The sequence below is a fragment of the Mycobacterium sp. 1482292.6 genome (assembly GCF_001672995.1).
Lineage (GTDB): Bacteria > Actinomycetota > Actinomycetes > Mycobacteriales > Mycobacteriaceae > Mycobacterium > Mycobacterium europaeum_A.
The window spans coordinates 15846-34529 of the sequence record NZ_LZKV01000193.1 but is presented as its reverse complement, the minus strand read 5'-3'; the positions used below and the strand labels follow the sequence as shown (position 1 = coordinate 34529).

The following is an 18684-nucleotide window of genomic DNA, read 5'->3' as shown; positions in this document are numbered from 1 at the left end:
GCGAGCCGGCGCTGATGCCTCGTCCTCCTGCGTGGGCCGCCGGGATGCTCCCGGACCTTCAACCGATTGCTCGGTGACCGACGGTCTTCGGTGGATCGGCCAACAGAATAGCGCGACCTGGCGCGGTCAGCCAAAACGGCGGACTCAGGTGACGGCGAGGGCCAGCAGCACGAACACCGCCAGCAGCAGGATCACCCGCACGCGGTGCCGGCGATCCCAGCGGGCGGCGAGCTCACGCGAGAGCTCACCGGTGCTGGGCCACTTCGCGATGCGGTTGTTGATCGGCACCAGCAGGGCGACCGTCGACAACACCACCACGGCCATCAGGCCCGCGGCGACGCCGCAGAGCCAATCGCGTGGGGCGCCGCGCTCCTGGACCGCGAGCGACACCAACAGCAGCAGGACGATGGCGTACCAGAAGGGCATCGTCGTGCCCAGCGCCCGGCCGGCGCCGCCGCGCGCCGCCCGGAAGGCGTCGTCGGGCAGCCGGGCGATCAGCGGGTGGAAGAACACCGCGACCGCCAGCTCCACACCGACCAGCAGCCCGGTGACCACGACCGCGAGGGCGTCGATGCTGTGGTTCATGACAATGACCTTGGCATGAAACCCGCGTGGGGTCAGCCGAGGCCCGCGAGCCGGGCGGCGCCGATCAGACCGGCCGCACCGCCGAGTTCCCCCGGCACCACCCGCAGCCCGGACAAGAAGTCCAGGCCGGCGTATTCGGCGAGCTTCGCGCGCAGCGGGTCGAAGAGCAGCGGCCCGGATCTGGCGACGCCTCCCCCGATCACCACCAGGTCCAGATCGCACACCGCACCGACGGAGGCGATCATCGCGGCAAGCGCGTTGGCTCCGCGCTGAAACGCCCGCTGCGCCAACGGGTCTGATGCCGCGGCGGCGGCCAGGTCGCTCGCGCCGGCGCCGGCCGGCGCGGACCATCCGTTTTCCCGCGCCCAGCGCACCATCCACGGCCCGGACGCGACGGTTTCGACGCAGCCGTGCCCGCCGCAGGTGCAGGGCCGGCCATCCAGCTCGACCACTACGTGCCCGACGTGACCGGCGTTGCCGGTGCGCCCCGAGTAGGGGACGCCGTCGAACACCAGGCCGCCGCCCACCCCGGTGGAGACCACCATGCCGAGCAGGAATCGGGCGTCGGGCCCCGCCGTTTTGCCCGCTCCAATCCAGTGCTCCCCCAACGCCATACAGACGCCGTCGCCGGCCAGAACCACCGGCAGTCCGGGCACCGCCGCGGCGACCCTGTCGCGCAACGGGAACCGGTCCCAGCTGCCGATGTTGATGGGGCTGACGGATCCGCTGCGCAGATCGATGGGCCCGGCCGACGCGATCCCCACCGCGGTGACGGCGGCGTCCGCCGTCCCCAGGGCGTCGGCGATAGTCGCTTCGACGGCGGCCCAGACGTCGTCGGGGGCGGTCGTGACCGGAGTTGGGCGGATGGCGGTGTACACCAGCTTTCCCCCCGAATCCACCAGTCCCGCAGCGATTTTCGTGCCGCCGATATCCAGCGCGAGGGTGAGCATGGCGCTCAGTGCCGGTGGGTGTTGTCGGGTTGCCGGGGGTCACCGGGATGCTCGTAGCCGGGCGTCAGCTCCACCAGCGCGGCGCGCCGCTCGTCCAGCCACAGCCGGAATGCGCGGCGCCGCGCGGCGCCGCGCAGATGCCCTTCGATCGCCGGGCGCACCTCGTCCAGCGGCGGCGCGGCCAGCGCCGGTGTGCGCCAACCGTGTTCGCCCGATAACGGCGCGGCGAACCGCAGCGGGTTGCGGGCGTGGTAGGCGGCCACCTCGGCGTCGCCCACTTGCACCGCCGCGGTGACATCGGCGAACAGCGCCCGGGCACGCGGGTCGGCCAGCACGGCCGCGGCGACGCTGCCGATCTCCAGCCGGGCGGTCACGTCGGGCAGCAGCTCGGCCTCGGATGGGGCGCCGCTCGCGGTCAGGCCGCGCGCGGCCGCCTCCACGGCGACCACCCGCTCGGTGACGATCAGCTGGGTCAGCCACCGCCGCAGTTGGCGGCCCTCGCTGGTGCCGGTGACCGGCAGGGCGGCCGCATCGCGCCCGGCGCGCAGCCGCGCCTCGGCGGCGTCGAGCACGCCCGACGGTACGGGCAGGCCGGCCACGGTCGCGATCGGATGCTCGCCCGACGACGATGCACGCCGCAAGTCGGCGTGCGGAGGAGTCGGGCAGTTCAGCTCTGTCATGTCACCGTCACCGTCACCTTCACCGCCGGCGAGTAGACCAGCCGGCCGGCGCAACCGACCCGCACCAGCGCCCACCACTGGCCGGGGGCCAGCCAGGCCGGCGGGGTCAGCTGGAAGATTAAGTCGACGGCGCCGCGGGCGGGCAGCACCGCGCCGAGCGCGGCGGGACCCATCCACTCCCAGGTGCCCCACGGGCTGATCAGATGGGCCTCCAGCGCCAGGTCGGCCCCGGCGTGGCTGCCGACCGTGACCGTCAGGTCGCCCGCGTCGCCGGGTGCGAGCGTGACCTCGGCGGGGCCGCCGCCCAGGAAGATCAGGTCGCCGGGCTCGCCCACCGTCACCACGCACACGTCCTCGACGGGCTGTCGCCAGGAGGCCGGGACGCCTTCGCCGGCGACGCGCAGTTCGGCGCGCACCGGGTAGCGCCCGGGTGGGGTGCCAGCCGGGACCCTCAGCGCCACGTCGGTGTGCAGGTGATCGCCGGCGCCCAGGGTGAAGGGCAGGTGGGCGGGCGTGGCCGTCCACCCGTCCGGACACCTGAGGGTGACGGCGCCGGGAAGGGTGGCGTCGGTGCTGTCGCTGGCCGCGGTGAGCCGCAGCGTCACCTCGTCGCCGGGTTGGGCGGTCAGCTGCACCGGGTGCAAATGGGCGACCGCCGGCAGCCCGCCGAGGGGCGCGGGGCCGCGATTGTGCAGCCAATACCGCGCGTACAGCGGCTGCGCGGCCTCGGCGTGCGGGGCCGGCGCGGCGGCGCCGGTCGCCGCCCGGGACGCGTCGAACCGGGCCAGCACGGTCGCCACCTCATAGCCGTGCAGCTCGACCGACGATACGGGTTCGGCGCGCGATTCCAGCAGGTCGGCGCGGTGCAGGCCGGTCAGCGTCGCGACGGCGGACTCGAGAACGACGGGCGTGCCCGCGCCGGTGGTCTCCACCAGGCGCAGGGCGACCGCGTTCGGGTCCAGCGGCGCCGCGCTGCCCGCGGTCAGCGGATTGCCGGCCACCTTGAGGGCGGCCAGCTGTACCGATTCGGCGGGCTCGACCCGCAGCAGCGACCCGGCCGGCGGGAGCGCGCCCCCGCGGCGGTCCGGCGTGACGGCGAGCAGCGGCTGGGAGAACTGCGCACTGTGGGTGGCGATCCGGGCGCGCCGCCAGTCACCCGCCGCGCTGACCAACGCGTAGTCGAAGTGGTGCGTCCAGTGCTGCAGTTGGAAGTTGGAGCCGTCCGGCGCGGTGCGGCGCGGGTCGTCGATCCAGATGCCCGACGGCCAGCCGGTGCAGGACCGCATCAGCGCGGTGTGCAGGGTGCCCTCGGTGTCGACGGCGAAGCTGGGCACCCCGCGGTTGAGCAGGGCGACGGTGCGGTCCTCGAAAGCGCCCGTTTCTGCCGGCGCCTGCTGAGCGACGGCGATCTCGGCGTCGCCGAGGTCGTCGACCACCGCGGCGATCGCGGCCCGTAGCTGGTCGTCGTCGCGGCCGTCGATGATCAGCACCGGCAACGCCCGCGGCGGACGCAGGTCGGCGTCGGGCACCCACACCGCGTCCAGCGGCGTCTCGGCGGGCACCCACACGAGGGCCCGGCCGGTCGTCGCCAACTGGCGGTCCAGCTCCTCGGCGTGCGCCGGGGCCTCGGCCAACACGGCCGCGGCGAAGGCGTTGCGGCCGGGCCCGCCCAGGGCGATGCGCGCGTCGGGCAGGTTGGAATCGACTGCGAGGTTGCCGTAGCGCGGCTTGTCGGCGCCGCCGCAGGTGGCCGTGACGCCGGCGCGGACCAGCGCGACCATCAACTCCCGGGCCAGCGGCCCCGACACCGTCTCCGTCGGCGACACCACCTCGGCGACCGCTATCGCCCGCACATCGGCGCCCGAGATTCGGACCCGGGCCGCCGAGGACAGGCCGAACCAGCCGTACGCCGGGTTGTCCAGGGTCCACAGGTGCTGGGCGGTGTCCATGGCGCGCGATCCGTCGTGCAGCAGGGCGAAACCGCGGCCGATGACGGCGTCGCCCACCTCGCTGATCGGCATGGCGCCCGGCACCGGGCACGGCCAGCGCAGCCGCACCAACTGGTCGGCGCCGGTGAACTCGTCGATCGTGGTGCGGCAGTCCACCCGCGCGACCCCGCGCCACAACGTCAGGGTTTGGGTGTAGCGCAGCAGCGACCCGATCCGGCCCCGCACCACCAGCCGCTGACCCAGCGGCCCGTGCCAGGCCCGCACGTCTGCGGGGCCTTCCGACGAGCACACCATCGGCCCCTTGGGCAGCAGATGCCACGGGCCCTCGCCCTGGCTCGGGTGCGCCGGGTATTCCTCGTAGACGGCGAGCTCGTTGCCCACCCGCCCGGCTGCCATCAGCTCGCGCCCGTCCTGGATCAGCGAGGCGACGCCCCCGCCCCGCACCGGGTCGACCTCGATCCGGTAGTGCTCGTTGCGGATCGCCGTTCCCGGCACCGGTTCCCAGCCGGCCGGTTCGCCGCCTTCGCCGGGGACCAGCCGGTAGGCCCGCCAACCCAGCGACGGCACCTCGCCGGCCAACCAGCTGACCGACCGTCCGCCGTGCTCGACGTGCGCCGCCAGCTCGGCACCGTCGGCGTCGAGCACCCGGACCCCGGCGCCGACCGGCCGGTCGAGGTGGGCGGTGACGACGTCGGTGCGCGGACAGCTCAGCGGATTCCACACGATCACGTCGCCCCCGCCCACGGCGCCGGACAGCAGGGCCAGCGAGCTGTCGCGGGCCGCGCGGCCCAGCTCCCAGGCGTCGCGCCACCCGGTCAGCAGGTCCAGGTACACCTGGTCGGATTCCGACCCGGTGATGGCGTCGTGGTGCGCGCCGTAGGCCAGCTGCACCCACGCCTTGGCCAGCGCGGCCTGCGGGTAAGGGGCGCCGGTCAGCAGCCCGGCGAAGACCGCGAAACGCTCGGCCGCCAAGACGGCGTTCTCGGCGGCCCGGTTGGCCTGCTTGGTGTCGATGTAGGACACGTCCTTGCCGGTGTAGATCGGGTTCATGTCCCGGGTTTGCGGCGACGGCACGCAGTCGCGCCGCGCCAGCTCGGCGCGCACCGCCGCAAAGAACTCGCTGGGCAGCGCGCACACGAACCGCGGCCACGTGTAGCGGGCGGCCCAGTCGCGGTGGATCTCGGTGACCCACTTGTTGGGCGGGGTGTAGTCGGTGCCGACCGGCAGCAACACGTTGCGGGTCAACGCGACCTTCTTGAGCTGGTCGAAGAGCTCGCACGTGGCCTCCTCGGCCTCGCCCAGCGACGCCGCGGAGTCCATCCACCACCCCGCCGAATAGTGCGCCGGCATGTAGTGGGTGAGCAGCCCGCGGCCCGACGGCGAGATCCATTCGAACTCGCTGGCGAACTGCATGCGCTCCACGTCGCCGTCGCCCAGCGCGGGACCCCACTGGTGGTGCGGTCCCCTGGCCCACGAACTCGACGTCAGCCCGGCATCGGCGGCCATGCCCGGGAACTGCGGGTCGTGGCCGAACACGTCCAGCTGCCAGGCGGTCGCCGGGTCAGCCCCGACGACGTGGCGCTGAAAACCCATGCCGTGCACCAGGTTGCGAATCGTCGTTTCCGGGCTGGTGAGGTTGGTATTGGGTTCGTTGTAGGTGCCGCCCATCACCTCGACGCGGCCCTGGTCGATGAACCGGCGCAGGTCGGCCCGGTCTTCGGGGCGGGTGTCCCAGTACGGCTTGAGGTAGTCGACCTCGGCCAGCACGAACTTGTAGTCGGGGTCGCGGCGGGCCATCTCCAGATGCGCGTGCACCAGGTCGAACCCGTTGCGCTGGCGGGCCCGCCCCGGCGGGTCCTCGGTCCACTCGCTGGTGTAGGCGCCCTGGGTGTTCCACCACACCGGGTCGTAGTGGAAGTGGCTGACCATGAACATCGTCCAGCCGGGCTCGGCCACGGTGAACTCGAACGGCAGCCGCTGGCCGCCGACGTGCGCCCGCGCCGGCCGGCGTTGCCCGACGACGGGACGGTGAACGGTGACGGGGACCTCGACGACCTTGTCGCTGAGATCGGCGACCGCTTCGCCCGTCAGCCCGTCCCCGTCGATGCGGACCGACGTCGGCCCGCTCACCCCCGCGAGGGTGACCCGCACCAGCTGCAGCGGGGTGTCCGGCGGTCCGACGAACAGTTCGGTCGAGGCCACCGAAGTCACCTGCATGCCCGCACCTTACGGCGACGCGGGGTTGCTGGAAAGCTGACCGTCATGGCGGATTTGACCACCCAACTGGCCGATCAACTCGACTGGCACTGGCACAACCAATTGCGCCCGCGCCTGGACGGTCTGACCGACGACGAGTACTTCTGGCAGCCCGTGCCCGACTGCTGGACCGTGCATCCGGACGGGTCGATCGATTTCGCGTTCCCGGCGCCCAGCCCGGCACCGTTCACCACGATCGCGTGGCGCATGGCGCACGTCATCGTCGGCGTATTCGCGATGCGTGCCCATCACCATTTCGGCGGACCGCCGGCCGACTACCAGAGTTGGGACTATGCGACCGAGGCCGCCACCGCGCTGCGGCAGCTCGACGAGACGTACGCGAGGTGGATCACCGGCGTGCGCTCGCTGTCCGCCGCCGACCTGACCCGCCGCTGCGGCGCGGCCGAAGGGCCATACGCCGACTACCCGCTGACCGAGCTGGTTTTGCACATCAATCGAGAAGCGATCCATCACGGCGCCGAAATTGCTTGCCTGCGCGACCTTTACGTCCACAACAGGAAGGATTGACATGCCCGCCCTCGCCCCGCCGGTGGCCGACGAACGCAGCGCCCTGCGCGAATTCCTCGCCTATCACCAGAGCGCGTATTTCGCCGTCAGCCACGGCCTCACCGACGATCAGGCCCGCTCTACACCCTCGGTCAGCGCGCTGTCGATCGGCGGGCTGGTCAAGCACGCCACCGGCATGCAGCGCACCTGGATGGCGCGGGTGGCCGCCGCGCCCGGCGCGCCGCCGAAAGACCCCCGTCCGTTCGAGCAGATCAGCAGGGAGTTCGCCGATCAGCACGTGATGCGGCCCGACGAGACGCTGGCCGGGCTGCTGGACGCGTTCAGGGCCCAGAACGCGACGACGCTGCGGCTGGTGGAGTCCGCGGACCTGGACGCCGCGGTGCCCGTCCCGCGGGACATCCCGTGGTTTCCCAAGGACCAGCGGGCCTGGTCGGTGCGCTGGGTGATCCTGCACGTGATCAACGAGCTGGCCCGGCATGCCGGGCACGCCGACATCATCCGGGAGACGATCGACGGCGCCACCATGTACGAGCTGATCGCCGCGCGGGAGGGCTGGGCGATCGAGGGCTGGGTGCAGCCCTGGAAACCCGGCGATAGCGGTGAGCGCCCGGGTTAGAGGATTGGGACTCATCCGCGCCCATTTGGCACACTGCACTGATGAGCTCTACCAAACACCGAGAGGGGGCCAAGCTCGACCGGGTGCCGTTGCCGGTCGAAGCGGCCCGGGTCGCCGTGACAGGTTGGCAGGTCACCCGCACCGCCGCTCGCATCATCACCAAGCTGCCGGGTCGCGGCCCGTGGCAGCAGAAGGTGATCAAGCAGCTCCCGCAGACCTTCGCCGACCTGGGGCCGACGTACGTCAAATTCGGACAGATCATCGCGTCCAGTCCCGGGGCGTTCGGCGAATCGCTGTCCCGCGAGTTCCGCAGTCTGCTCGACCGGGTACCGCCCGCCGACTCCGAGGAAGTGCACAAGCTTTTCGTCGAGGATCTCGGCGGCGACCCGTCCGAGTTGTTCGCCAAATGGGACGAGACGCCGTTCGCGTCGGCGTCGATCGCGCAGGTGCACTACGCCACCCTGCACACCGGCGAGGAGGTCGTCGTCAAGATCCAGCGCCCGGGCATCCGGCGCCGGGTCGCGGCCGACCTGCAGATCCTCAAGCGTTTTGCCCAGGCCGTCGAACTGGCCAAGCTGGGCCGCCGGCTCTCGGCGCAAGACGTGGTCGCCGACTTCTCCGACAACCTGGCCGAGGAGCTGAACTTCCGGCTGGAGGCGCAGTCGATGGAGGCGTGGGTGGCGCACCTGCACGCCTCCCCGCTCGGCAAGAACATCCGGGTGCCGCAGGTGTTCTGGGACTTCACCAGCGACCGGGTGCTGACGATGGAGCGGGTGCACGGGATCCGCATCGACGACGTCGCCGCCATCCGCAAGGCCGGGTTCGACGGCACCGAGCTGGTGAAGGCGCTGCTGTTCTCACTGTTCGAGGGCGGGCTGCGGCACGGGTTGTTCCACGGCGACCTGCACGCGGGGAACCTCTACGTCGACGACCAGGGTCGCATCGTCTTCTTCGACTTCGGGATCATGGGCCGCATCGATCCCCGCACCCGCTGGTTGCTGCGCGAGCTGGTTTACGCGCTGCTGGTCAAGAAGGACCACGCAGCGGCGGGCAAGATCGTGGTGCTGATGGGCGCCGTCGGCACCATGAAGCCGGAGGCCGAGGCCGCCAAGGATTTGGAGAAGTTCGCCACCCCGCTGACCATGCAGACCCTGGGCGACATGTCCTACGCGGACATCGGCCGGCAGCTGTCGGCGCTGGCCGACGCCTACGACGTCAAGCTCCCCCGCGAGCTGGTGCTGATCGGCAAGCAATTCCTCTACGTCGAGCGGTACATGAAGCTGCTGGCGCCCAAGTGGCAGATGATGTCGGATCCGCAACTGACCGGCTATTTCGCGAACTTCATGGTCGAAGTCAGCCGCGAGCACTCCTCCGACATCGAGGTATAGGAGCTTTCTGGTGCAGGTCCGCACGGGGCATGCCATTTCCGGCGATCTGAAGCTGTATTACGAGGACATGGGCGACATCGACGACCCGCCCGTCCTGCTCATCATGGGCCTGGGCGCCCAGCTGCTGCTGTGGCGGATCGCGTTCTGCGAGAAGCTGGTCGGCCACGGCCTGCGGGTCATCCGGTACGACAACCGCGACGTCGGCCTGTCCAGCAAGACCCAACACCGCAGCTCGGGTCAGCCGCTGGTGATCAAGTTGGTGCGGTCCTGGCTGGGTCTGCCCAGCCGGTCGGCCTACCGGCTCGAGGACATGGCCGACGACGCCGCCGCCGTGCTGGACCAGCTGGGGATCGACCGCGCCCACATCGTCGGGGCGTCGATGGGCGGCATGATCGCGCAGATCTTCGCCGCGCGATTCCGGGAGCGGACCAAGTCCCTCGCGATCATCTTTTCCAGCAACAACTCGGCGCTGCTGCCGCCGCCGGCCCCGCGTGCGTTGCTGGCGCTGCTCAAGGGCCCGCCGCCCGACTCGCCGCGCGAGGTGATCATCGACAACGCGGTGCGCGTCGGCAACATCATCGGCAGCCCGCGCTACCGCGTGCCCGAAGAGCAGGCCCGCGCCGAGGCCGCCGAGGGCTACGACCGCAACTACTACCCGCAGGGCGTCGCGAGGCATTTCGGGGCGGTGCTGGGCAGCGGCAGCCTGCGTCGCTACAACCGGCAGACCACCGCCCCCACGGTGGTGATCCACGGCCGGGCGGACAAGCTGATGCGGCCGTTCGGTGGCCGCGCCGTGGCGCGAGCGATCGATGGCGCCCGATTGGTGACATTCGACGGCATGGGCCATGATCTTCCACAGCAGTTGTGGGATCAGGTGATCGACGTGTTGACGAAAAACTTCGACAGGGCCGGTTAGCCAAAATCATTCGGTAGAAACGCATCCCCGCGATTTTCAGTCCATGTCGCAGGGCTGTACGGTTGGCACAGAAGGGTGGGTGTCTCAATTGGCCAAGCTGAAGCCGTATTACGAAGAGTCGCAGGCAACCTACGACATTTCAGACGACTTTTTCGCGCTGTTCCTGGACCCGAACATGGTGTACACCTGCGCCTACTTCAAGAACGACGACATGACGCTGGAAGAGGCGCAGCTCGCGAAGATCGATCTGGCCCTGGACAAGATGAATCTCGAGCCGGGAATGACGGTGCTCGACGTCGGGTGCGGCTGGGGCGGTGCCGTGGTCCGTGCGCTGGAGAAATACGACGTCAATGTCATTGGCATCACGCTGAGCCGGAATCACTACGCGCGCACCAAGGCGCGGCTGGCGGCGATCCCGACAACCCGGCGGGCCGAGGCCCGGCTGCAGGGGTGGGAAGAGTTCGACGAGCAGGTCGACCGGATCGTCAGCTTCGAGGCCTTCGACGCGTTCAAAAAGGAACGTTGGCCCGCGTTCTGGGATTGGGCATATAAGACCCTTCCGGAGGGCAGCCGGATGCTGATGCACAGCATTTTCACGCATCCGCAGTCGCACTGGAAGGAGGTCGGCATCAAAATCACGATGTCCGACCTGCGTTTTCTGCATTTTCTCGGCAAGGAGATTTTCCCGGGCGGGCAGATGTGCGGCGAACCCGATATCGTCGACCTTTCCCAGCAGGCAGGTTTCTCGCTCGAACACACCCAATACCTGCGGCCGCATTACGCGCGCACCCTGGACATGTGGGCGGCCAATCTCGAGGCGAATCGCGACCGCGCCATCGCCACCCAGTCCGAAGAGGTCTACGACCGCTTCATGCGCTATCTGACCGGCTGCGCGGAGCTTTTCCGCAAGGGCATCTCCAACGTCGCCCAGTACACCCTCACCAAGTAGCGGCCGGCCCCGGCCAGCACGACCGGCCGGGCCAACGTCTTAGGTTCGGCTGGGTGGACGTCAACCAGTTCACCCTGGAAAAGTAGACTTCGTAACCGCGGTCGGCTCCGCGACGCGCACTTGCACCCTTGCCGAAGCACGCCACGACGTTGGGTATCGTTGCTGGTCAAACTTGACCCCTCGGATGGGTGCGCGGGTCATAGGAAGTGGATCTCATCCAGGAGAACAGGACGAAAATGGCTGAGCAACCGACTAGCCCGACGAAGACGCGCACGCGTTCGGAGGACATCCAGGCGCATTACGACGTCTCCGACGACTTCTTCGGCCTGTTCCAGGATCCGTCCCGGATCTACAGCTGCGCGTACTTCGAGCGCGACGACATGAGCCTGGAAGAGGCCCAGTACGCCAAGATCGACCTGAACCTGGACAAGCTGGACCTCAAGCCGGGCATGACCCTGCTGGACATCGGCTGCGGGTGGGGCACCACCATGAAGCGCGCCGTCGAGCGGTTCGACGTCAACGTCATCGGCCTGACGCTGTCGAAGAACCAGCACGCCCGCGCCGAGGCGCTGCTCGGTTCAGTCGACAGCGACCGCTCGCGGGAGGTTCGCCTGCAGAACTGGGAGGACTTCAACGAGCCCGTCGACCGCATCGTGTCGATCGAGGCCTTCGAGCACTTCGGCCACGAGAACTACGACGACTTCTTCAAGCGGACGTTCGACATCATGCCCGACGACGGCCGGATGACCGTCCAGAGCAGCGTCAGTTACCACCCCAGCGACCTGCACGCCCGTGGCAAGAAGCTGACGTTCGAGACGGCGCGGTTCATCAAGTTCATCGTCACCGAGATCTTCCCGGGCGGCCGGCTGCCGTCCACCCAGATGATGGTCGATCATGGCGAGAAGGCCGGATTTGTTGTGCCCGAACCGCTTTCGCTGCGGCCGCACTACATCAAGACGCTGCACATCTGGGGCGACACACTGGAGTCGAACCGGGACAAGGCCATCGAGGTCACCTCCGAAGAGGTGTACAACCGCTACATCAAGTACCTGCGCGGCTGCGAGCACTACTTCGCCGACGAGATGCTCGACGTCAGCCTGGTCACCTACCTCAAGCCGGGTGCCTCCAACTAGTCCGGCCTGACATCTGCGCGCCTGTCGGATTGGCACTGCGCGGTTCGTCGAGTAGGTAGAGAGTGGAGCACAGGGCTTCGCTCACTACCGGAGGTGACGACCATGCAGTACTTCGCCTTGTTGATCAGCAAGGAGCAGGACCGTGCGCCCGACGATGCCGCCACCGCGATGGCGGCCTTCGAGAGCTTTCACGAAAAAGCCGGCTCGGCCATCAAAGCCGGTGACGCGCTGGCCCCGGCCGCGGCCGCGGTGGTGGTCACCGGCGGTCCGGACGCGCCGGTGGTCACCGACGGCCCCTTCGCGGAGACCGCCGAGGTGGCCTGCGGCTACTACGTCTTCGAAGCGGAAAATTTGGACGAGGCGCTCGCGCTGGCCCGCGACGTCCCGGTGGCCGCATTCGGGGCGGTCGAGCTGTGGCCGGTGGTCCACTCGATCGAGCCGTCGCGCAAGCTGACCGGCAACGACTGGCTCGCGCTGTTGTTGGAGCCGGCCGAATCGGCACACACCCCGGGCACGCCGGAGTGGGAGGCGACGGCCGCCAAGCACGCGGACCTGCACGCCGCCGCCGGCGATCACGTGATCGGCGGTGCGGCCCTGCACGACCGGTCCACGGCGACGACGGTTCGGGTGCGCGACGGCGAGGTCCTCATCACCGACGGGCCCTACGTCGAGGGCGCCGAGATCGCCACCGGCATCTATCTGCTCAGCGCCACCGATCGCGACGAGGCCGTCAAGATCGCCTCGATGATTCCCGCCTCGACCGTGCAACTGCGCCAGCTGGCGGGCGTCTCCGGCCTGTAGCCGATGGCCGACCTGGACGGCGTCTTCCGCCGGGAATGGGGACCGGCCGTGGCCGCGCTCGCGCGGTGGTCGGGTGACCTCACCGTCGCCGAGGACGCCGTCCAGGAGGCCTGCGCCGAAGCGTTGCGCACCTGGCCGCGCGACGGGGTGCCCGCCAACCCCGGTGGATGGCTGGTGACCGTCGGCCGTAACCGCGCCCGGGACCGGCTGCGCCGCGAATCCGCGCGTCCCGGAAAGGAATTGGCGGCGGTGGTCGACGATATTCGGACCCGCACCGATCACACCGAACCGCATCCGGTTCGCGACGACGAGCTGCGGATGATGTTCACCTGCGCTCACCCGGCGCTGGACCGACAGTCGCAATTGGCGCTGACGCTGCGGCTGGTGTCGGGTTTGACCGTCGGCGAGATCGCCCGCGCGCTGCTGCAGACCGAGACGGCGATCGGGCAGCGGATCACGCGCGCCAAGAACAAGATTCGGCACGCCAACATCCCGCTGCGGGTGCCGCCCCCCGAGTTGCTGCCCGAGCGCACACCGCACGTGTTCGGTTGCGTCTATTCGGTTTTCACCGAGGGCTATTGGTCGACCGCGGGCCCCTCGGCCGTCCGCGACGACCTGTGCGACGAAGGGATCCGGCTGGGCGGGGAGTTGTGCGTGCTGCTGCCCGACGAGCCGGAGGCGCACGCCTTGTCCGCGCTGATGCTGCTGCACGATTCGCGGCGCGCCACCCGGGTGGACGAGGCCGGCATGCTGGTGCCGCTCGAGGACCAGGACCGGCGCCGGTGGGACCGGGGCCGCATCGCGCGCGGTCTCGAGCGGTTGCGTCACGCCGAGGGCTCGACGGGCCCCTATCTGCCCCAGGCGGTGATCGCGGCGCTGCACGCCACGGCGCCGTCCTGGGAGCAGACCGACTGGGTCACCATCTGCGCCGCCTACGACCGGCTGCTCGCGCTGACCAACTCGCCGGTGGTGGCCGCCAACCGGGCGCTGGCCCTGGGATTCCGCGACGGCCCCGACGCCGGCCTGGCCGCCCTGGACGAGGTAGCACACGACCCGCGGCTAACCCGCACCAATCTGAGCGCGACCGTGCGCGCCGACCTGCTGCGGCGCGCCGGCAGGCCCGCCGACGCGCTGCCCTGGTATCGAGCCGCGTTGGAGTCCAACGGATCCGACCCGGGCCGCGAGTTTCTGCGGCGGCGCATCGTCGAGTGCGGCGGATAGCCCGCCCGGGCTCAGGACTCCGCGAAGTTGCGGGTGACGGCGGGGTCCACCGGGATACCCGGGCCGGTCGTCGTCGAGACCACGATCTTCTTCAGGTAGCGGCCCTTGGACGCGGACGGCTTGAGCCGCAGCACCTCGTCCAGCGCGGCGCCGTAGTTCTCGGCCAGCGCCTTCTCGTCGAACGAGGCCTTGCCGATGACGAAGTGCAGGTTGGCCTGCTTGTCCACCCGGAAGTTGATCTTTCCGCCCTTGATGTCGGCCACGGCCTTGGCGACATCGGGGGTCACGGTGCCGGTCTTGGGGTTCGGCATCAGGCCGCGGGGGCCGAGCACCCGGGCGATGCGACCCACCTTGGCCATCTGGTCCGGGGTCGCGATCGCGGCGTCGAATTCCAGCCAGCCGCCCTGGATCTTCTCGATCAGGTCGTCGCTGCCGACGATGTCGGCGCCGGCGGCCTGCGCCTGCTCGGCCTTGTCGCCGACCGCGAACACCGCGACGCGGGCGGTCTTACCGGTGCCGTGCGGCAGGTTGACCGTGCCGCGGACCATCTGGTCGGCCTTGCGGGGGTCGACGCCCAGCCGGATCGCCACCTCGACGGTCGAGTCCTGCTTGCTCGACGACGTCTCCTTGGCGAGCTTGGCCGCCTCCAGCGGGGTGTAGAGGTTGTCGCGGTCCACCTTCTCGGCGGCGGCGCGATATGCCTTGCTGTTCTTGCTCATTGATTCATCCAATCCGATGTTGGGTCGTGGTTGTCTGGTGTCGGACTCCTCCTCAGGCCGTTGCCGGCCTGCATCGTCGTCCGACGGCGGGCCGAAGCTGGCCCTCCCACGGTGGTGGTGCGGGTGTTACTCGACGGTGATACCCATCGACCGGGCGGTGCCGGCGATGATCTTGGCGGCCGCGTCGATGTCGTTGGCGTTCAGGTCGGCCTTCTTGGTCTCGGCGATCTCCTTGACCTGATCCCAGCTGACCTTGGCGACCTTGTTCTTGTGCGGCTCGGCCGATCCCTTGCCCACGCCGGCGGCCTTGAGCAACAGCTTGGCGGCGGGCGGCGTCTTGAGCGCGAAGGTGAAGCTGCGGTCCTCGTAGACCGTGATTTCCACCGGGATGACCTGGCCGCGCTGGTTCTCCGTGGCGGCGTTGTACGCCTTGCAGAACTCCATGATGTTGACGCCGTGCTGACCGAGCGCGGGCCCGACCGGCGGCGCCGGGTTGGCCTGCCCCGCCTGGATCTGAAGCTTGATCAGCCCGACGACTTTCTTCTTCGGGGCCATGAGATTGTGCTGTTCCTTCCTGGTTTTACGCCCGGCGTATGCGCCGGTTAGAGCTTGGAGACTTGGCTGAAGGTCAATTCGACCGGGGTTTCGCGGCCGAAGATGGACACCAGCACCTTGAGCTTCTGCTGTTCGCCGTTGACCTCGCTGATCGTGGCGGGCAGCGTCGCGAACGGGCCGTCCATGACCGTCACCGATTCGCCGACCTCGTAGTCGACCTCGATGGCCGGACGTTCCAGCCCGCCGACCTCGGCGGCGGCCGCCGTGGTGGCCGCACCCTTGGCGGCCTTCTTCGTCGCGCCGCGCGGCAGCAGGAACTTGACCACGTCGTCGAGGGTCAGCGCCGACGGACGCGAGGTGGCCCCGACGAACCCGGTGACGCCGGGGGTGTTGCGCACCGCGGCCCACGAGTCGTCGGTCAGGTCCATGCGCACCAGGATGTAGCCGGGCAGCACCTTGCGGTTGACCTGCTTGCGCTGGCCGTTCTTGATCTCGGTGACCTCTTCGGTGGGCACCTCCACCTGGAAGATGTAGTCGCCGACGTCGAGGTTCTGCACACGGGTTTCGAGGTTGGCTTTGACCTTGTTCTCGTAGCCCGCATAGGAGTGGATGACATACCAGTCGCCGGGCTTGGAGCGCAGTTCGGCCTTGAGCGCGACGGCGGGGTCGACGTCCTCGTCCTCGGCCGGCTCCTCGGGCGCCTCGGCGGCCTCGGCCGTCTCGTCGACAGCCTGGTCCGCGGTCGCCTCGGTGACCTCGGCGGCCGCAGAGGTGTCCGTGGCCTGCGCCTCGGCGGCCTCGTCGGTCCCTTTCAGGTCGACCGCTTCACCCGCGGACGGGTCACCGTCGAAGGTAGTCACGGTTTGAGTCCTCTCTGTCACATTCAAAAGCGGCGTCACATTCAAAAGCGGCGTCACTCGCTCAGCCGAACACCAACAGCACCAGCTTGGTCAGGCCGAAATCCGCCAGGCCGACCAGCGCCACCATGAAGGCCAGGAAAGCCAGCACAACGGAGGTGTAAGTGAGCATCTGCTTGCGGTTGGGCCAGATGACCTTCCGCATCTCTGCAACGACCTGCTTGAGGTAGTTGTAGACGAACACGAAGGGATTGACCCGGTGGTCGCCGGCCTTCTTGGGCTCGGCGGCCTTCTTGGCTTTGGCGCCCTTTTTGGTCTTCTCCGGCGTCGCCGCTTCGACGTCGTCCGGCGATACGGCGTCCTCGCCGGCCTCGGCCGCCCGCTGCCGGGACCGCTTGCCCGTCGGGCGCTGTGGCCGCGTCACCACCGCCGTCCGACCGCCGCTCGCGCGGCCGTCCTCTTTGTCAGTGCCGTCGCTTGCGGCGTCGTTGGCAACATCGCCTTCGTCGCTCACCGCATGCTCCTTTGTCTGCTAGTCACTCGCGAACCATCCCGCCGAAGGTGGGAACTTTCTTCCAGTGTCCACCATGCCAGGACGTTCGCCATTAGCAGGGGCGACAGGACTTGAACCTGCAACCTGCGGTTTTGGAGACCGCTGCTCTGCCAGTTGAGCTACGCCCCTTCGCGGTTGGCAGGCCAACCTGCGCTTACCTACCGGGGCTTACATGACACGCGCGCCTTCCGATTGCTCGACTCACGGAAAGCGCGCTAATGCTGGGAAAACCCCGAGGACCGAGTGTACATCGACGCGAGAGTCAGATACTAATTACGCCGTTCTGACGACCTGACCGGAGTCCGGGTCCCAGCGCAGGTTCGCGGAGTTGTCGGCGTACTGGCCCATCAGCGTGGTGTAGGCCTCCAGGACCACTTCACCCTTGTCGTCGGTGCAGATGTTCTTGGTGACGACGATGTCGGCGCCGAAACGCTCGTCCACCGACAGGATGTCCATGCGGGCCCACAGCTTGTCGCCGGCCTTGATCGGCTTGGAGAATACGAACCGCTGGTCGACCTGGACGATCACCAGCGTCTCCATGCCGATGTCGACGTGCCGAAAGAAATCCAGCTGGACCAGCTTGGCGAAGATGGTCCCGAAGGTCAGCGGCGCGATAATCGCGTCGTGGCCGAGTTCGGCGGCGGCGTCTTCCTCGTAGTGGGCCGGGTGGCGGTTCTTGATAGCAAGCGCGAACTGGCGCAGTTGTTCCCGCCCCACAACGAAGTAGTCCGGGTAGCGCCAGATCATCCCCCGGATGTCTGTTTTGAGCGCCATAGCCTACGCGAGTGTCGCGGACGCGATGGCCCTGCCGAAGATCTTCTTGCCGCCGGTGGTGGCGGTGAGCGCGATGGTCACGGACTTGGTCTCGGGGTCGGCGGACTTGACCCGGCCATTGAAAACCAGCTCGGCGCCCTTACCGTCGTTGGGCACCGGCACCACGGCGGTGAACCGCACGTTGTATTCGGTCACGGCGCCGGGGTCGCCGATCCACGCGGTCACGTAGCCGCCGCCGATGCCCATGGTCAACATGCCGTGCGCGATCGCGGTGTCCAGGCCGACGACCTTGGCCATCTCGTCGTCCCAGTGGATCGGGTTCAGGTCACCAGAGACGCCCGCGTAATTCACCAGGTCCTGTCGGGTCAGCGGGTAGGTCTTCTCCGGCAATAGGTCACCCACCTTCACCGAGCTGAACTCACGCAGTGGCATCAGAAAATCCCTCTTCTCCATCCTCGCCGGCACGGCCCGCGAGGGTTGTGTAGGTCTCTTGCACGACGTCACCGGCTTCATTGGTGATGACATTCTTGGTGACGATGATCTGGGTGCCGTGCGACACACGCATCGAGTCCACGTAGACGTCGCAGTACAGCTTGTCCCCGGCCACCAGCGGAGCGAAGTACTTCAGCACCTGGTCGACCTGCACGATTTGGGCGTCCTGGACGGCGACGTTGGCGTGCTTGAAGAAGGCTGTCTGCGCCTGATAGCCGAAGACGGAGACGAACGTCAACGGCGCGATCAGACCCCTGTAGCCGAGTTCGGCGGCCGCCTTTTCCTCGAAGTACCAGGCGTCGTCGTTTTTCACGGCCGTCGCGTGTTCGCGGATCTTCTCCCGCTCCACCTCGTAATGATCGGGGTAGCGATAGTGCATCCCCACCAGGCTTGAGCTTAACGGCACGATTCTTAAACTACCTAGTCAATCGGAGTAAACGCCCGCGGGTGGCCGCTAGCGTGTCTCCCGATGCGCCTGGTGCTTACCGCAGTTGGGGCAGAACTTCTTCAGCTCCAGTCGGTCCGGGTCGTTCCGGCGGTTTTTCTTGGTGATGTAGTTGCGGTGCTTGCACACCTCACATGCCAAGGTGATCTTCGGCCGTACATCGGTACTGGAAGCCATGACGGTTCTCTCTCAATTCCTGAATAAAGCTTTGCTGTTGTGTTGTAGCGATGGCCGGACTCGAACCGGCGACCTAACGATTATGAGTCGTTCGCTCTAACCGACTGAGCTACATCGCCTCTGGCCACCCCTTGTGGGGT

The 18684-nt window shown here is 68.6% G+C and carries 19 protein-coding genes, 2 tRNA genes and 1 pseudogene; 8 read left to right on the top strand and 14 right to left on the bottom strand.

Features of this window, described 5'->3' with window-relative positions; translation table 11 throughout:
- Positions 1–144: 144 nt before the first annotated feature.
- The 4 genes and pseudogenes from A5624_RS18850 to A5624_RS18835 form a co-directional block, all read right to left on the bottom strand.
- On the bottom strand, positions 145–585 hold the full coding sequence (locus tag A5624_RS18850) for a DUF1772 domain-containing protein (protein WP_066869246.1): 441 nt from the start codon (positions 583–585) through the stop codon (positions 145–147).
- A gap of 32 nt (positions 586–617) precedes the next feature.
- Positions 618–1535, bottom strand: a complete 918-nt coding sequence (locus A5624_RS18845) for an ROK family protein (protein ID WP_066869243.1) — start codon at positions 1533–1535, stop codon at positions 618–620.
- A 5-nt stretch (positions 1536–1540) separates the two neighbouring features.
- Positions 1541–2201: pseudogene (locus A5624_RS18840) on the bottom strand (malonyl CoA-ACP transacylase).
- Positions 2202–2211: 10 nt separating this feature from the next.
- Positions 2212–6381 (bottom strand): NEW3 domain-containing protein, encoded by a 4170-nt coding sequence (locus A5624_RS18835; RefSeq protein WP_066869236.1) that lies wholly within the window; start codon positions 6379–6381, stop codon positions 2212–2214.
- Positions 6382–6426: 45 nt separating this feature from the next.
- On the opposite strand from A5624_RS18835, the gene A5624_RS18830 reads away from it, so the two are divergent.
- The 8 genes from A5624_RS18830 to A5624_RS18795 all read left to right on the top strand — a co-directional run bounded on the left by A5624_RS18830 (position 6427) and on the right by A5624_RS18795 (position 13972).
- Complete coding sequence (locus A5624_RS18830) at positions 6427–6948, top strand: DinB family protein (RefSeq protein WP_066869233.1); 522 nt, start codon at positions 6427–6429, stop codon at positions 6946–6948.
- A 22-nt stretch (positions 6949–6970) separates the two neighbouring features.
- Positions 6971–7564 carry a DinB family protein gene (locus A5624_RS18825; protein ID WP_066869485.1) on the top strand — a complete coding sequence of 198 codons (594 nt, stop codon included), beginning with the start codon at positions 6971–6973 and terminating at the stop codon, positions 7562–7564.
- 41 nt (positions 7565–7605) lie between these two features.
- The gene (locus tag A5624_RS18820) at positions 7606–8952 is read left to right on the top strand and encodes an AarF/ABC1/UbiB kinase family protein (RefSeq protein ID WP_066869230.1); all 1347 of its coding nucleotides are present in this window, start codon (positions 7606–7608) and stop codon (positions 8950–8952) included.
- A gap of 67 nt (positions 8953–9019) precedes the next feature.
- Entirely contained in the window at positions 9020–9868 is an 849-nt protein-coding gene (locus A5624_RS18815) for an alpha/beta fold hydrolase (protein WP_369827497.1), read from the top strand.
- 88 nt (positions 9869–9956) lie between these two features.
- On the top strand, positions 9957–10817 hold the full coding sequence (locus tag A5624_RS18810; protein ID WP_066869225.1) for a cyclopropane mycolic acid synthase family methyltransferase: 861 nt from the start codon (positions 9957–9959) through the stop codon (positions 10815–10817).
- A 236-nt stretch (positions 10818–11053) separates the two neighbouring features.
- A complete protein-coding gene (gene mmaA4 / locus A5624_RS18805) occupies positions 11054–11950 on the top strand; it encodes a hydroxymycolate synthase MmaA4 (protein WP_066869222.1) in 897 nt (298 codons plus the stop codon).
- 102 nt (positions 11951–12052) lie between these two features.
- Positions 12053–12751, top strand: a complete 699-nt coding sequence (locus A5624_RS18800) for a YciI family protein (RefSeq protein WP_066869219.1) — start codon at positions 12053–12055, stop codon at positions 12749–12751.
- A gap of 3 nt (positions 12752–12754) precedes the next feature.
- Positions 12755–13972, top strand: coding sequence for an RNA polymerase sigma factor (locus tag A5624_RS18795; RefSeq protein WP_066869216.1), 1218 nt, complete (start codon positions 12755–12757; stop codon positions 13970–13972).
- 11 nt (positions 13973–13983) lie between these two features.
- On the opposite strand, the gene rplA is transcribed toward A5624_RS18795, so the two are convergent.
- From rplA to A5624_RS18745, 10 genes are all read right to left on the bottom strand, one after another.
- Positions 13984–14691, bottom strand: coding sequence for a 50S ribosomal protein L1 (gene rplA / locus A5624_RS18790; RefSeq protein WP_066869213.1), 708 nt, complete (start codon positions 14689–14691; stop codon positions 13984–13986).
- A gap of 126 nt (positions 14692–14817) precedes the next feature.
- On the bottom strand, positions 14818–15246 hold the full coding sequence (gene rplK, locus A5624_RS18785; protein ID WP_003873569.1) for a 50S ribosomal protein L11: 429 nt from the start codon (positions 15244–15246) through the stop codon (positions 14818–14820).
- Positions 15247–15293: 47 nt separating this feature from the next.
- Entirely contained in the window at positions 15294–16106 is an 813-nt protein-coding gene (nusG, locus tag A5624_RS18780) for a transcription termination/antitermination protein NusG (protein WP_066869211.1), read from the bottom strand.
- A gap of 61 nt (positions 16107–16167) precedes the next feature.
- Positions 16168–16617 carry a preprotein translocase subunit SecE gene (gene secE / locus A5624_RS18775; protein WP_066869208.1) on the bottom strand — a complete coding sequence of 150 codons (450 nt, stop codon included), beginning with the start codon at positions 16615–16617 and terminating at the stop codon, positions 16168–16170.
- A 95-nt stretch (positions 16618–16712) separates the two neighbouring features.
- Positions 16713–16785 (bottom strand) — tRNA-Trp (locus A5624_RS18770).
- A 144-nt stretch (positions 16786–16929) separates the two neighbouring features.
- Positions 16930–17430 (bottom strand): (3R)-hydroxyacyl-ACP dehydratase subunit HadC, encoded by a 501-nt coding sequence (gene hadC / locus A5624_RS18765; protein WP_066869205.1) that lies wholly within the window; start codon positions 17428–17430, stop codon positions 16930–16932.
- A gap of 3 nt (positions 17431–17433) precedes the next feature.
- On the bottom strand, positions 17434–17862 hold the full coding sequence (gene hadB / locus A5624_RS18760; RefSeq protein ID WP_065156429.1) for a (3R)-hydroxyacyl-ACP dehydratase subunit HadB: 429 nt from the start codon (positions 17860–17862) through the stop codon (positions 17434–17436).
- On the bottom strand, positions 17849–18301 hold the full coding sequence (hadA, locus tag A5624_RS18755; RefSeq protein WP_369806957.1) for a (3R)-hydroxyacyl-ACP dehydratase subunit HadA: 453 nt from the start codon (positions 18299–18301) through the stop codon (positions 17849–17851). Before hadA ends, hadB begins: the two co-directional genes overlap by 14 nt.
- A gap of 75 nt (positions 18302–18376) precedes the next feature.
- On the bottom strand, positions 18377–18544 hold the full coding sequence (gene rpmG, locus A5624_RS18750; protein WP_003898538.1) for a 50S ribosomal protein L33: 168 nt from the start codon (positions 18542–18544) through the stop codon (positions 18377–18379).
- A gap of 45 nt (positions 18545–18589) precedes the next feature.
- A tRNA-Met gene (locus A5624_RS18745) sits at positions 18590–18663 on the bottom strand.
- Between the last annotated feature and the right edge of the window lie 21 nt (positions 18664–18684).

Coding starts and splice junctions, on each gene's coding strand:
- A5624_RS18850 (WP_066869246.1), bottom strand. CDS start 585: ATGAACCACAGCATCGACGCCCTCGCGGTCGTGGTCACCGGGCTGCTG.
- A5624_RS18845 (WP_066869243.1), bottom strand. CDS start 1,535: ATGCTCACCCTCGCGCTGGATATCGGCGGCACGAAAATCGCTGCGGGA.
- A5624_RS18835 (WP_066869236.1), bottom strand. CDS start 6,381: ATGCAGGTGACTTCGGTGGCCTCGACCGAACTGTTCGTCGGACCGCCG.
- A5624_RS18830 (WP_066869233.1), top strand. CDS start 6,427: ATGGCGGATTTGACCACCCAACTGGCCGATCAACTCGACTGGCACTGG.
- A5624_RS18820 (WP_066869230.1), top strand. CDS start 7,606: ATGAGCTCTACCAAACACCGAGAGGGGGCCAAGCTCGACCGGGTGCCG.
- A5624_RS18815 (WP_369827497.1), top strand. CDS start 9,020: ATGGGCGACATCGACGACCCGCCCGTCCTGCTCATCATGGGCCTGGGC.
- mmaA4 (WP_066869222.1), top strand. CDS start 11,054: ATGGCTGAGCAACCGACTAGCCCGACGAAGACGCGCACGCGTTCGGAG.
- A5624_RS18800 (WP_066869219.1), top strand. CDS start 12,053: ATGCAGTACTTCGCCTTGTTGATCAGCAAGGAGCAGGACCGTGCGCCC.
- A5624_RS18795 (WP_066869216.1), top strand. CDS start 12,755: ATGGCCGACCTGGACGGCGTCTTCCGCCGGGAATGGGGACCGGCCGTG.
- rplA (WP_066869213.1), bottom strand. CDS start 14,691: ATGAGCAAGAACAGCAAGGCATATCGCGCCGCCGCCGAGAAGGTGGAC.
- rplK (WP_003873569.1), bottom strand. CDS start 15,246: ATGGCCCCGAAGAAGAAAGTCGTCGGGCTGATCAAGCTTCAGATCCAG.
- hadC (WP_066869205.1), bottom strand. CDS start 17,430: ATGGCGCTCAAAACAGACATCCGGGGGATGATCTGGCGCTACCCGGAC.
- hadB (WP_065156429.1), bottom strand. CDS start 17,862: ATGCCACTGCGTGAGTTCAGCTCGGTGAAGGTGGGTGACCTATTGCCG.
- hadA (WP_369806957.1), bottom strand. CDS start 18,301: ATGCACTATCGCTACCCCGATCATTACGAGGTGGAGCGGGAGAAGATC.
- rpmG (WP_003898538.1), bottom strand. CDS start 18,544: ATGGCTTCCAGTACCGATGTACGGCCGAAGATCACCTTGGCATGTGAG.